The organism is Streptomyces sp. NPDC002181 (assembly GCF_042890485.1).
Taxonomy (GTDB): domain Bacteria; phylum Actinomycetota; class Actinomycetes; order Streptomycetales; family Streptomycetaceae; genus Streptomyces.
In genome coordinates, this window is sequence record NZ_JBIASC010000018.1 from 15,936 (window position 1) to 30,754 (window position 14,819).

At 73.5% G+C, this 14,819-nt stretch carries 5 protein-coding genes; all 5 read left to right on the top strand.

The features are described from left to right. The first annotated feature begins 1 nt into the window (after nt 1). The 5 genes from ACFYXV_RS31565 (at nt 2) to ACFYXV_RS31585 (ending at nt 14,758) form a co-directional block, all read left to right on the top strand. On the top strand, nt 2-9,628 hold the full coding sequence (locus ACFYXV_RS31565) for an amino acid adenylation domain-containing protein (RefSeq protein WP_389384740.1): 9,627 nt from the start codon (nt 2-4) through the stop codon (nt 9,626-9,628). A gap of 90 nt (nt 9,629-9,718) precedes the next feature. After that, nucleotides 9,719-11,050 carry an enoyl-CoA hydratase/isomerase family protein gene (locus ACFYXV_RS31570; protein ID WP_385463364.1) on the top strand — a complete coding sequence of 444 codons (1,332 nt, stop codon included), beginning with the start codon at nt 9,719-9,721 and terminating at the stop codon, nt 11,048-11,050. A 111-nt stretch (nt 11,051-11,161) separates the two neighbouring features. After that, entirely contained in the window at nt 11,162-12,358 is a 1,197-nt protein-coding gene (gene pdhA / locus ACFYXV_RS31575; protein WP_389384741.1) for a pyruvate dehydrogenase (acetyl-transferring) E1 component subunit alpha, read from the top strand. A 1-nt stretch (nt 12,359) separates the two neighbouring features. Then, a complete protein-coding gene (locus ACFYXV_RS31580) occupies nt 12,360-13,379 on the top strand; it encodes an alpha-ketoacid dehydrogenase subunit beta (protein ID WP_385463370.1) in 1,020 nt (339 codons plus the stop codon). After that, a complete protein-coding gene (locus tag ACFYXV_RS31585) occupies nt 13,376-14,758 on the top strand; it encodes a dihydrolipoamide acetyltransferase family protein (RefSeq protein WP_389384742.1) in 1,383 nt (460 codons plus the stop codon). Before ACFYXV_RS31580 ends, ACFYXV_RS31585 begins: the two co-directional genes overlap by 4 nt. Nucleotides 14,759-14,819 lie beyond the last annotated feature (61 nt).

The following is a 14,819-nucleotide window of genomic DNA, read 5'->3' on the forward strand; positions in this document are numbered from 1 at the left end:
TGTGAATACGGTCCATTGTTCCGACGACACCGTCTCGACCTTCTCTGCTTCTCGCGCTCAGCGGAGAATGTTCTTCCTGGAAGAGATGGCGGCCGGCGCGCCCACTTATCACACGCCCGTCTGCTATCGGCTGGACGGTGACGTCGACGAGGCCGCATTGCGCATTTCCGCGCAGGGTCTGGTGGACCGGCACGAGGCGCTGCGCACGCGATTCGCCGTACGCGAGGGCGCACTCGTCCAGCTGATCCCGGACACGGCGGAGCTGAGCTGGAGCGTCACGGACGTCCGGGCGGGCGGGACGGCTCAGGCCGGCCAGGCGGCCGCCGGGACGGACGGGGCGGCCGGGGCAGCCGGGACGGCCCGGGACTGGTCCGACGACGAGGTCCGGCAGTGGATCCGCCGTGAGAGCGGACGCCCCTTCGACCTCCTGAACGGGCCCCTCTTCCGGGTCGCCGTGCTGCGCAGGTCGGACACCGAGCGGGTCCTGCTGCTGACCATGCACCACATCATCGTGGACGGCTGGTCGTTGCGCGTACTGCTCACGGAGCTGGCCCGCGGCTACGAACTCGCCCTGGCCGGACGGCCCGACGACCAAGAGCCCCCGGAATTCCAGTACGCCGACTACTCCGAGTGGCAGGAGGAGTGGCTCGCGAGTCCTGCGGCTCTGGAGCAGGAGGAGTACTGGCGGGAGAGGCTGGCGGGCGACCTGCCCGTGGTCCGGCACCCGGCCACCCGCAAGCGGCCGTCCACCGGCGGGGCCCGTCCGAGCGCCGTACACCGCTTCCCCCTCGACGACCGTGCCGTGCGAGGGCTCAAGGAGCTGTGCGACGGCTCCAACGCCACCTTCTTCACCGGTCTGCTGGGAACGTTCCACGTGCTGCTGAGCCGGTACACCGGCCTGGCCGACATCGCCGTCGGAGTGCCGGTGGCGGGCCGGCAGCAGGAGGAGTTCGCCCACACCGTCGGCCTGTTCGTCAACACCACCGTGATCCGGGCGGACCTCTCGGCCGATCCGCCGTTCACCGAACTCCTGGAGACGCTGCGGGACGACGTCCTCGACGCCCAGGACAACCAGGACATCCCGTTCGAGCGGCTCGCCGACCTCAAGGGAGCGCCGCAGGACCCGGGCACGCCGCCGCTCTTCCAGGTCATGTTCAGCATGCACCACGGCCGTGACCAGGACTGGAGCCTGCCCGGAGCCGAGGTCGCGGAGCTGGCGCCCGAGATCGGTACCGCCAAGTTCGATCTGCTCTTCGACGTCGAGCAGTCCGCCGACGGCGTGCACTGCTCCGTGGAGTACCACAGCGACGTCCTGACCGAAGAAACGATTCTTCTCTTCGCCGAGCACTACCGTCGGCTGCTCGACAGCATCCTGGGCGACCCCTCCGCGCCCGTCTCCGGCCTTCGTGTCCTCACCGATGCCGAGTACGAGCGCTGGGTCCCGGCACCGGCGGCACCCGCCGCGCCGGACGAGGCCTCCGCCGCCGACGAGACGGACTGGACGGACGGCACGGACGGCACGGACGGCACGGCACTGAAGTGCCACGAGCTGTTCGCCGCGTGGGCCCGGCGGACTCCGGACGCCCCCGCGCTCACCTTCCGGGGCGAGCACCTCGACTACGCGGAGCTGGACCGCCGCTCCAACCGGATCGCGCACTTCCTGCGGAGCCTCGGTGTCGGACCGAACGTCATGGTCGGCCTCGCCGTCGAGCGCTCACCCGAGCTCGTCGTCGCCGTCCTCGGCATCCTGAAGGCCGGCGGCTGCTACGTACCGCTCGATCCGGCCTACCCGTCCGACCGCCTCGCCTACATGGCGCAGGACTCGGGCGTCGGGATCATCCTGGTCGACGACGCCGCGGCCGCCCGCTGGACGTCCTTCGAGGGGCGCCTCGTGCACCTCGCCCAGGACTCGGACGACATCGCCTCCTTCCCCGACACCCCGCCCGCCGCCTGCGGGAGCCCGGACGATCTGGCGTACGTCATCTACACCTCCGGCTCGACGGGCCGGCCCAAGGGCGTACTGATCCCGCACCGGAACATCACGCGTCTGTTCTCCGCCACCCGGCCGTGGTTCGGCTTCGGTCAGGACGACGTCTGGACGCTCTTCCACTCCTACGCCTTCGACTTCTCGGTGTGGGAGATCTGGGGCGCGCTCGTCCACGGCGGGCGTCTGGTCGTGGTCGACTACGAGACCAGCCGCACCCCCGCCGACTTCCGCCGGCTCGTGGCGGATGAGGGTGTCACCGTGCTGAACCAGACGCCGTCCGCCTTCGCCCGGTTCAGCCAGGCCGACGCCGAAGCCGACGGCTCCGGTCATCCCGCGGAACTCGCCCTGCGTCACGTCGTGTTCGGCGGTGAGGCCCTCGAACCCGCGAGTCTGCGGGACTGGTTCGCCCGGCACGGCGACACCGCTCCGCGGCTGGTCAACATGTACGGCATCACCGAGACCACGGTGCACGTCACCTACCGCCCGATCACCCTGGCGGACCTGGCGGCGGAGCGCGGCAGCGTCATCGGTGTCGCCATCCCCGACCTGCGGATGTACGTCCTCGACCGGTGGTCCCGGCCCGTGCCCACCGGGGCGACGGGTGAACTCCACGTCGGCGGGGCGGGCCTCGCCCGCGGCTATCTCAACCGCCCGGACCTCACGGCCGAGCGGTTCGTCCCGAACCCGTTCGCACCCGGTACGTCCGACCGGCTCTACCGCACCGGCGACCTGGTCGCCCTCCTGCCCGACGGCGAGCTGGAGTACCGCGGCCGCATCGACAACCAGGTCAAGCTGCGCGGATTCCGCATCGAGCTCGGGGAGATCGAGGCGGCGCTGGCCGACCACGAGCGGGTCTCCGCCGCCGTGGTGCTCCTGCGCCGGGACGCCGAGGCGCACCCGTACCTCGCCGCGTACGTCGTCCCGGGCGCCCCGCACGCGGCCACCGGCCGGGGAACCGGAGCCGGGGCCGGAGCCGGCGAGCCGCTCGCCGATGCGCTGCGCGCACACCTGGCCGGCCGGCTGCCCGACTACATGGTCCCGGCGGCCTTCGTCGAGCTCGACGCCTTCCCGCTCACCGCGAACGGCAAGACCGACAGGGCCGCGCTGCCCGACCCGCGGGCCGTGGCCGCCGCAGCCGAGCGGCCCCACACCGCGCCGCGGACGGACGTCGAACGCCGACTGGCGGAGATCTGGTGCCGGGCACTGGGCCACGACCGGGTGGGCATCGACGACACGTACTTCTCACTCGGCGGCGACTCCATCCGCAGCATCCAGGTGATGGCGGCGGCCCGCGAGGCCGGGCTCGGCTTCTCGCTCACGGACCTGCTCGGCCTCCAGACGATCCGACGGCTCGGCGAGGTCACCACCTCGCTCGACCCGGAGCGGTCCCCGTCGCCCGAGGAGCGGGAACCGTTCGCGCTGCTGTCCGCGGCGGACCGGAGCCGGCTTCCCGAGGGGCTGGAGGACGCGTATCCCATGACCCAGCTGCAGTTGGGCATGGTGTTCCACAGCGATCTGAGCGACTCCGGCACCGGCCAGTACCACAACGCCTGGCACTACCGGCTCCGCGCCCCGTTCTCCGCGGACGCGTGGCGGGCGGCGGTGGCGGCGGTCTGCGGGCGCCACGAGATCCTGCGCACCTCCTTCGCCCTCGACGGGTTCGACGAGCCGGTCCAGCTGGTACACGGGCAGACGGATCCGCCGATCACCTTCGAAGACCTGCGCTCGCTGTCCGGGCCGGAGCGGGACGCCGCCGTGGCGGCTCGGTTCGCGTCGGAGACGTCCACGCCCTTCTCGTGGTCACGACCCCCACTGGTCCGTTTCCACGTCCAGAGGCTGACGGACGGGACCTTCGAGCTGTTCGTCGTCGAACACCACGCGATCCTCGACGGCTGGAGCGAGCGGTCCCTGTTCGTGGAGCTGCTGACCCGGTACGGCCAGGCGCTGTCGTCCGGGCAGGCAGAGGCGGTGTCCTCGCCGGAAGGGCGCCTGTCGGCCCGCTTCCGGGACTTCGTGGAGCTGGAACGGGCGGCGATGGCGGATCCCGAGTCCGCCCGGTTCTGGAGCGAGTCGCTGGACGGCCTCTCCTTCACCCCGGCCCTCGGCACGGCACGCCACGGTGACACGGCGGCCCCGGAGCCGGTCATGGCCTTCAGCCACCGGGTGGTGCCCGCCGATCTCGGCCGGGCCGTCCGGCGGCTCGCCGAGCGGCTGGACGTGCCGCTGCGCGTCGTCCTGCTGGCCGCGCACCTGCGGGTGATGAGCGTGATCGGCGGCACGGACGACGTGGTGACCGGCGCCGTCTACAACGGGCGGGCCGAGACCCGGGACGCGGACAAGTGCCTCGGCCTCTTCCTCAACACCCTCCCGATCCGGATGCGGATGGCGGGCGGCACCTGGAACGAGCTGATCCGGGAGACCGCCCGCCTCGACAACGAGATCCAGCGGCACCGGCGCTACCCGATGTCGGAGATCCGGCGGAGCAGCGGTCAGCAAGAGCTGTTCGACACGTATTTCAACTACACGCATTTCCATGTGGAGCGCTCCCTGACGGAGGAGACCGCCGTCGAGGTGCTCGACTCGGCCGGGTCGGGCTCCACCAGCTTCGGCTTCGGCGCTTCCTTCAGCGTGGACAGCGCGAGCGGCGAACTGACGCTCGGCATGCGGTACGACTCCGAGCGCCTCGACGCCGATCGCGTCGAGACGCTGCGCCTGCGGTACGAGACGGCGCTCGCCGGCATGGCCGACGCACCGGACGGCCGGTACACGGATGCCGATCTGCTGACGCCGGCGGAGCGGCAGACCATCGAGGCGTGGAGCACCGCCGCCCCGCCGCCCGCCGCGCGGGCCGCCACGCTGACCGGGCTGTTCGCACTCGCCGCCCGGGAACACCGCGGCGCCGCCGCGCTGGTGCACGGCGACGAGCGGGTGAGCTACGGGCGGCTCGACGCCCTGAGCGGCCGGCTCGGCCGGGTCCTTCGGCGGGCCGGTGTGGGCCCGGACCGCCTGGTCGCGATCTGCCTGGACGATCCCATCGCCTGCGTGGTCGCGATCCTCGGGGTGCTGAAGGCGGGCGGGGCCTACATCCCGCTCAACGCCGACCAGCCGGCGGCCCGCCTGGAGTCGCTGCTCGCGGACGCCGAGCCGCTGGTGCTCCTGACCGACCGGGAGCACGGCGCCCGCCTGGCGGGCCACACCGGCGCGCGGGTGCTGATCGACGAGGCCCATGGCGTCGCGGGCACCGGTGAGGACGAGACGGCGCTCCCGGAGCTCTCGGGTGCCGGGCACCTCGCGTACGTCATCTACACCTCGGGTTCCACCGGCCGCCCCAAGGGCGTGGCCGTCCAGCACGGTGAGATCGTCACGTACCTCAGCGGCATGCTCGACCGGCTGGACGTACGGCCCGGGGCCGCCTACGGGCTGTCCCAGTCGCTCGCCTTCGACTTCAGCATGACCATGCTGTACCTCTCCCTGACCACGGGCGGCACCCTGCACCTGCTGCCCAGGCACCTGACGGGCGAGGACCTCGCCACGGCCGTGGAGCGGGCCGACCTCGACTACCTGAAGATGACGCCGTCGCACCTGTCCGCGCTGGCGGCCGGCCCGGGGGCCAAGCGGCTGCTGCCGAACCGGGCGCTGCTCCTGGGCGGTGAGGCTTCCTCCGAGGACTGGGCCGCGGACCTGGCCGGGCACGGGGTCTGCGCCGTCCTCAACCACTACGGTCCCACCGAGGCCACGGTCGGCGTGACGGTTCACGAGATCACGGCCGACCGGCGCGGCGGCGGAACGACGCCCGTCGGCCGCCCGCTGCCCTCCGTGCGGGTCCACGTCCTCGACAGCCACCTGCGGCCGGTGCCGCCGGGCACCGCGGGCGAGCTGTACGTGGGCGGGGAGCGGCTGGCCCGCGGCTACCTCGGCCGGCCGGCCCTGACCGCGGAACGTTTCGTCGCCGACCCGTTCGGTCCCGCCGGATCCCGCCTGTACCGGACCGGCGACCTGGCACGCTGGCTTCCCGACGGCAGCGTGGAGTTCCTCGGCCGCACCGACCACCAGATCAAGATCCGCGGACACCGGGTGGAACTCGGCGAGGTCGAGGCCGCGTTGCGGGAGCTGCCGGGCGTCGCGCAGGCCGTGGTCGTCGCACACCCGGCCGACCGGCCGCAGCTGCTCGTCGCCTTCCTGGAGGCGGAGCCGGGAGCGGCGCCGCAGGACTCCGCGGACCTGCGCGGCCTGCTGCGCGAGCGCCTGCCCGACCACATGGTGCCGTCCCGTTTCCTGACGCTCGACCGGCTGCCGCTGCAGAGCCACGGCAAGATCGACCGCAAGGCGCTGCCCGCCGCGGACTCCGTCGAGGCGGGACCGGCACGGCTGCGGGAGGCTCCGGCGACGGTCTGGGAACAGACCCTCGCGGACATGTGGGGCGAGCTGCTCCGCGTGGACCGGGTGGGTGTCACCGACGACTTCTTCGAACTCGGCGGTGACTCGCTCCTCGCCACCCGGCTGGTGGCGCGGCTCCGTCAGGCGCTGCCCGAAGGGGCGGCGGCGGTCCGGGTCAGGGACCTGTTCACACACCGCACCGTGCGTGCCCTGGCGACGCTCGTCGAGGAGGCCGCGGCCGGCGGCGGACCGCGCCGCGCGGCCGGCGCGACGGCGGCCGGGCCCCGCGTCTTCCGGCCGTCGGTACGACAGCAGGGCCTCTGGTTCCTGAACCGGCAACAGGGCCCGTCGTCCACGTACAACGTGCCGACGGCCGTGTGGCTGGAGGGCGTTCTGGACGCGGAGGCGCTGCGGCGTGCGCTGTCCGACGTCGTGGCGCGCCACGAGACCCTGCGCTGCGTCTTCGAGCTGCGGGACGGCGATCCGCACCTGCGGGTCCTCGACCCGGCCGAGGGCGGAGTGGACCTGCCCGTGGTGCCGGTCGCCGACGCCGAGGTGGCGGACGTGCTGGCCCGGCTCGGCCAAGTGCCGTTCGACCTCGCCGTGGACCGGCCGCTGCGGGCCCATCTGCTGCGGGTCGAGGAGCGGCGCCATCTGCTCCTGCTCGTCATCCACCACGTCGCGACCGACGGCGCCTCGCGCGGGGTGCTGTACGCGGATCTGGCCGCCGCGTACGCCGCACGGTGCGAGGGCCGGGCTCCCGACTGGGCCGCGCTGCCGGTCCGCTACGCCGACTACGCGGTCCGCCAGCAGGAGTTCCTGGGCGATCCCGCCGACCCCGGCAGCGAGGCCGCGCGCCAGCTCGCCCACTGGAAGGAGACCCTGGCCGGCCTTCCCGAGGAGGTCCTGCCACGAACGGACCGCCCGCGTCCGGCGGTCGCCTCGCACCGCGGCGTGACGCACCGGGTGACCTGCCCGGCGGAGGTGCACGCCCGGTTGCTCGACCTCGCGCGGGAGACCGGCACGACCCTGTTCACGGTCGTCCACGCCGCGACCGCGGCGCTGCTCGGGCGGCTGGGCGCCGGCTCCGACGTGTCCATCGGCGTGCCGGTGGACGGGCGGGCCGACGAGGCGCTGGAGCGGCTGATCGGCTTCTTCGTGAACTCCGTGGTCCTGCGGACCCGCACGCACGGCGATCCGTCCTTCCGCGAGCTCCTGGAGCGGGTGCGGGAGACGGACATCGCGGCCTGGGCACATCAGGACGTGCCGTTCGACTGGGTGGTCGAGGCGCTGAACCCGGAGCGTTCCGCCACCCGCAACCCCCTGTTCCAGGTGCTCTTGACCGCACAGGACGAGGGCGGCACGGCGCTGGAGCTGCCGGGGCTCGTCACCCGCGAGGAGAGGGTGGACACGGACGTCGCCAAGTTCGACCTGTCCTTCGGGTTCACCCCGCGGCGGTCCCCTGCGGGCACGCCGGGCGATCTGGTGGTGGCCGTCGGCGGCAGCGCCGACCTGTACGCGACGGAGACCGTCCGTGCGATGGCGGGGCAGCTGTCCCGGCTGCTCGGCGCGGTCGCACGGGACCCGGACGCACCGGTCACGGCGATCGAGCTGCTCGACGCCGGGGAACGCGAGCGGGTGCTCGCCTGGGGCGACGACGGCGCCACCGGCCGCAGGAGCCACGTCCTGGACGACGCGCTGCGCCTCCTTCCGGCGGGCGTCGTCGGCGAACTGCACGTCTGCGCGGCCCCGTCGGCACTCGACGACCCGGCGGATCCGGCGGACTCTGCGGACCGGGCGGACCGGGCGGCGGAGCCGTCCGTGCCGTGCCCGGTCGACCCGGGCCGGCGGATGGTCCGCACCGGCCGGCTGGCCCGCTGGACGGCGGACGGCGTGATCGAGGACGCCGGGAGGGTGGACGAACAGGTCCGGCTGCGCGGCTTCCCGGTCGATCTGGGCGCCGTACGGGCAGAGGTGGCCGGCCGTCCGGACGTCGTCGCGGCGGCCGTGGTCGTCCGCGAGGACGAGCCGGGCGACGCGTGCCTGGTGGCCTACGCGGTTCCCGCCGACGGCTCCGTCACGGCGGACGGCCTGGAGGCCCGGCTGCGCGAGCGGCTGGCCGCCCACCTGGTGCCCGCCGTCGTCCTGCTCGACGAGCTGCCCGTGACGGTGGACGGATCGCTCGACCGGCGTGCGCTCCCCGCACCGGCCGCCGCCGGACGGACGACCCGGCGGTCGCGGAACACCGCGCTGGAGAGGGAGCTGTGCGCCGTCATGGCCGAGGTCATCGGCGTCCCCGAGGTGGGAGTGCACGACAACTTCTTCCACCTGGGCGGCCATTCGCTGCTCGCCGTGCGTTTCCTCGACCGTGTCCAGGACGTCCTGAGGGCCGGGGGCGCCCGGCTCACCATCCGCGACCTCTACCACTCCCCCACGGCGGCCCGGCTCGCCGAGCACCTCGACCGCCCGGGCGCCCGGGCCGGACGGGGCAACCCGCTGGACCCCGTACTGACGATGCGCGAGGGTACCGGCGAACCCCTCTTCTGTCTGCCGGCCATCTCCGGTCTGAGCTGGGCGTTCTCCGCGCTCCTCCCGCACATCGACGCGTCCAGGCCGGTCATCGGACTGCAGTCCGGGCAGCTGGGCGACCCGGGCGCCGCGCCGCGCGACTTCGAGGCGCTGGTGACGGCGCACGTCGCCCGGATCCGGGAGGTGCGGCCCCACGGGCCCTACCACCTGCTGGGCTGGTCGTTCGGCGGTGTCCTCGCCCACGCGGTGGCCACCCGGCTCACCTCGCTGGGCGAGCGCGTCGCCACCCTCGCGCTGTTGGACGCCCGGCCGCCGGCCGAGCGGCGGCCCGCGACCGGAGACCGGCACTGGGCTCTGGGCGTGCTCCTCGGCCGCGATCCGGGCGACCTCCCGGAGCCGGCCACGGACGGGGAACTCGTCGCGCTGCTGCGGGCCAACGAGCCGGTCCTCGGCATGCTGGACCCGGAGCAGGTCGCTGCGGTCGTGGCCACGACGCTGGCCAACCGAACGGCGTACCTGGCCCACCGCGTGACGGACCGGTTCGACGGCGACGTGGTCTTCTTCGAGGCCGTACGCACCAGCCGGCTCACCGGCGGGGAAGCCTGGGCCGATCACGTACGGGGTGAGATCCGCGAACACGCCGTCGACTGCGGGCACATGGACATGACCCGGCGCGAGCCCCTCGCGGCGATCGGCCGGCTCCTCGAGGAGCACCTGCGGACCCTCGCCCCCTGACCGTACGCACGTGAGCCCGGACCCCCTGACGCCTCGGGGTCCGTACCGCCCGACCCACCCAGGAAGAGACCACCCCGCATGGAGGCCCCCATGTCCCTTTCCATCGAGCCCGCCGCCCCGGACTTCCGGGACGACCTCGTCTCGGACTCCAAGCTGCTCGGCGGCCACGTCGAGGCCTGCGAGAAGCTGACCGCCGGTCTGCCGCCCCGCCGCGAACGTTCCGCGGCCCAACAGCAGGAGGCGGCGCAGGCCGAGGCCGCCGCCCGACGGGCCCGGCACCGTTTTCTGGACCTGCACGCCCGCCACGTGTACGACGAGCTCACCGACGGCCGCAGCCGTCAGGTCCGCCTGGACGAACTGGCGTTCGCGGGGGCGGACCGCTACCCGGGACTCGTTCCCACCCGCGCCGAGATCGTCGCGGACCGGCAGCTCCCGCAGTCCGAGAAGTCGGGCGGCGAGGTCGACCAGGGCATCTTCTTCGCCCACCTGCTGGACCGGAGCGACACCGGCGAGCACCTGCTCCGCTCCATGCTCGCCCCCACCGCCCGGGCACTCGGCCTGCTCCCGGAGTTCCGCCGCACCGGTCACCTGGACCTCGGGCAGGCGGTGATCCGCAGGGACGGCTGCGTGGCCGAGGTGACCATCTGCAACCAGCACGTCCTCAACGCCGAGGACGACGGGGTGGTCGAGGCCCTGGAGACCGCCGTCGACCTGGCTCTGCTGGACGACGCGGTATCGGTCGGCGTGCTGCGCGGCAGCGTGCTGTCCCACTCCCGGTACAGCGGCCGGCGCGCGTTCGGCGCCGGCATCAACCTGACCGACCTCTACACCGGGAAGATCGGCTTCGTCGACTTCATGCTGCGCCGGGAGACGGGCTACATCCGCAAGCTCATCCACGGCCTGAACCTCGGCTCGGGGCACCGTCTGCTCGACCTGCCGGGCGGCAAGCCCTGGGTCGGCGCCGTCGAGACCTTCGCGATCGGAGGCGCCACCCAGGTCGCACTCGTGCTCGACCGGGTGATCGCCGCGTCCGACGCCTATTTCTCGCTGCCGGCGCTCACCGAGGGCATCGTGCCCGGCGTGGCCAACATGCGGCTCGGCCGCGTCGTCGGCCGGCGGATGGCCCAGCGGCTGATCTTCTTCGGCGAGCAGGTCGCGGCGGACAGCCCCGAGGCGTCGGCGCTGTGCGACGAGGTCGTCGCTCCCGAGGCCGTGGACGCGGCGGTTGCGGCGGCCGCCGACCGGCTCGCGGACCCGGCCGTGCCCAGCAACCGCCGCATGATGCACCTCGCCGAGGAGTCCGACGACCTCTTCCGTACCTACATGAGCCGGTACGCGTTGGAGCAGTCCGCCCGGATGCACAGCCCCGACGTGGTGGCGAAGCTGGAACGCACCTGGGTCCACCGCAAGCGCACGGCGTGAGCGCCGGACCGACAGCCCGGATCCGCCCCGCGGGCCCTCCGGGAGGCCCGAGAGCGGCCCCACCGTCCACCGCTTCGCCGTCCACGTTCCGCACAGAGAGCGAGCCCCCACATGTCCGCCACGACGGCAGCCCCCGCGCCCGGCCCGCGACCGGCGGCGGAGGCCCTGCTGCCCTCGCCCGTACCCGTCCGGCTCGTCACCGAGGACGGTGAGGCGAGCCCGGGTTCCCCCCGGTCCCCCCGGTCTGCCCGGTCCGCACACGCCCGGCAGTCCCCGCAGTCCCCGCAGTCCCCGGCATCTTCGGGCCACCGCGAACCCGCGGCGGACCGGCTGCGCGAGGCCTACCGGCAGATGGTGCTCGGCCGTCGCTTCGACCGGCAGGCGTCCGCGCTGACCCGGCAGGGCATGCTCGCCGTCTATCCGTCGAGCCGGGGCCAGGAGGCCTGCCAGATCGCCGGAGTGCTGGCGCTGCGCGAGGAGGACTGGCTCTTCCCCACCTACCGGGACACCGTCGCCATGGTGGCGCGCGGCGTGGACCCGGTCGAGGCGCTGACCCTGCTGCGCGGCGACTGGCACTGCGGCTTCGACCCGACGGCGGTGCGCGTGGCGCCGCCGTGCACGCCGCTCGCCACCCAGCTGCCGCACGCGGCCGGGATGGCGGACGCCCTGCGCCGCAAAGGCGAGGGCGGGGTGGTGATGGCATTCGTCGGCGACGGCGGAACGAGCGAGGGCGACTTCCACGAGGCGCTGAACTTCGCCGCCGTGTTCCGGGCCCCCGTCGTCTTCCTCGTCCAGAACAACCGGTACGCGATCTCCGTGCCGCTCGACCGGCAGACCGCCGCGCCGGCCCTGGCGTACAAGGGAGTCGGCTACGGCGTGCCGTCCGAGCAGGTGGACGGCAACGACCTCGTCGCGGTCCTGGCGGTCCTCGACGCGGCCGTCGAGCACGCCCGCTCCGGGCGGGGGCCCTACCTCGTGGAGGCGCACACCTACCGGATGGACGGGCACACCAACGCCGACGATCCGCTTCGCTACCGCGACGACGACGAGGTCCGACGGTGGGAGGCGGCGGACCCGGTACGGCGCCTGGAGACGTATCTGCGCGGCCGGGGCGTCCTGACGGAGGACGACATCGAGACCGTACGGACCGAGGCCGAGGAACGGGCCGCCGAGCTGCGCACCCGCATGGGGGACGAGACCCCGCCGGACCTGCTCGGGCTCTTCGAGCACGTCTACGCCGAACCCACGCCCCAGCTGCGGGAGCAGCGCGACCAGCTGGCGGCCGAGCTGAAGGACACCGAGAGCTGACATGAGCAAGGCCACGATGGCGGGGGCCCTCAACAGGGCCCTGCGCGACGCGCTGCGCGAGGACGAGCGCGTGCTGGTGTTCGGGGAGGACGTCGGCCGGCTGGGCGGTGTCTTCCGCGTCACCGACGGACTGACGCAGACGTTCGGAGAGGAGCGCTGCTTCGACACGCCGCTGGCGGAGTCCGGGATAGTGGGATTCGCGGTCGGCCTGGCCATGGGCGGGTTCCGGCCGGTGGTGGAGATGCAGTTCGACGCCTTCGCGTATCCGGCGTTCGAACAGATCGCCTCGCACGTGGCGAAGACGCGCAACCGCACCCGGGGCCGCGTGACGCTGCCGATGGTGCTGCGCATCCCGTACGGCGGAGGGATCGGCGGCGTCGAGCACCACAGCGACTCCAGCGAGGCGTACTACGTCCATACACCGGGCCTGAAGGTCGTCGCCCCGGCGACCGCCGAGGACGCGTACTGGCTGCTGCGGGACGCCGTACGGGACCCGGACCCGGTCGTGTTCCTGGAGCCCAAGAAGCTGTACTGGTCCAAGGAGGAGGTCGACTTGGAGCGGCGGGAAGCGCCGCCGTCGGGCAGGGCGGTGGTCCGGCGCCAGGGCCGCGATGCCACCCTGGTCGCGTACGGCCCCTCGGTCCCGGTCGCGCTCGACGCGGCGCGGGAGGCGGCCCGCGAGGGCCTCGACCTGGAGGTCGTGGACCTGCGCACGCTCGTGCCGTTCGACGACGAGACGGTGACGGCCTCGGTGCGGCGCACCGGACGCTGCGTGGTCGTCCACGAGTCGCAGGGCTTCGCGGGCGTCGGCGCCGAAATCGCCGCGCGCGTGCAGGAACGCTGCTTCCACTCGCTGGCCGCGCCGGTGCTGCGCGTCGCGGGGTTCGACATCCCCTACCCGCCGCCGAAGCTGGAGCACGCCTACCTGCCCGGGGTGGACCGCATCCTGGACGCCGTCCACCGGCTCCAGTACGACGACGAGCCGGACACCCGGCACCTCGGGACGCGGGGGGCCGCGTGAGCACGGGAGCCGAACGGCGGGTCTTCGCACTGCCCGACCTCGGAGAGGGGCTCACCGAGGCCGAGATCGTCGGCTGGCGGGTCGTCGTGGGAGCCGCCGTCGAGGTGGACGAGGTGGTGGTCGAGGTCGAGACGGTCAAAGCGCTCGTCGAGGTGCCGGTCCCGTACGCCGGCACGGTGGTGGAACTGCACGCCGAAGTGGGCGCGGTGGTCGCGGTCGGCGCACCGCTCGTCTCCGTCTCCGTTTCCGTTCCGGCCTCCGTCGCCGGGACGCGCGAGAACGACGGTGGCGCGGGGAACGAAGGCGGAGCCGGGAACGAAGGTGCGCGCGAGAACGGCGGTGCGCCGTCCGCGGCCGGGAGCGGGCACGTACTGGTCGGGTACGGTACGGCTCACGCCGCCGCGTCCGGCCGGCGCCGTCGACGCTCGGGGAACACTTCCGCGCCGTCGCAGCCGTCCGGGACGGCCGGGCAGCGCGGGCCCGGCGAACCTCAGCAGGGCGGCGCCGGCCGGTCGGGGCCACCGTTGGTGATCTCCCCGCTGGTCCGTTCCCTCGCGCGCCGTCACGGCGTCGATCTCGCCCGGGTCCGGCCCAGCGGGCCGCACGGAGTCGTCGTACGCCGCGACGTCGAACAGGCCGTGGCAGCGCCGGTGCCGGAGCCTCGTCCGGAGCCGCGTCCGGAGCCGGAGGGCGTGGAGCGCATTCCGCTGCGGGGCCGGCTGCGGGCCGCGGCCGAGAAGCTGTCCCGCGGGCTCGAAGCCCCGTGCGCCACCACCTGGGTGGACGTGGACGCGACCGGGCTGATCGAAGCCCGGGACGCCCTCCGTGCCGCCGAGCCGGGCGCGAACATCGGCCTGTTGGCGCTCCTCGCGCGGATCTGCGTCACGGGTCTGCGCAGGTTCCCCGAGCTGAACGCCTCGATGGAGAGCGAGCGGGGCGAGATCGTCCGCTTCACCGCGGTGCACCTCGGCATCGCGGCCCGGTCCCCGCACGGTCTCGTCGTACCCGTGGTCCACGACGCGCACCGCAGGTCGACGTCCGAACTGGCGGCGGCCCTGGCCGATCTGACGGGCCAAGTGCGCTCGGGCGGCCTGCGTCCCGCCTCACTGGTCGGCGGGACGTTCACGCTGAACAACTACGGCGTCTTCGGCGTGGACGGCTCCACACCCCTGCTGCATCACCCCGAGGCGGCGATGCTCGGGGTGGGCCGGATCACCGACAAGCCCTGGGTGGTGGACGGACAGCTCGCGGTCCGCAAGGTGACCCAGCTGTCCCTCACCTTCGACCACCGCGTCTGCGACGGCGGTGCCGCAGGCGGCTTCCTGCGGTACGTCGCGGACCGGGTGGAGCGCCCCGCGACACTGCTGGCCGACCTGTGACCGGGGGCCGCCCGACCGAGTACAGCGATACGAGGAACCGACGATGAACACCGCCCCGCAC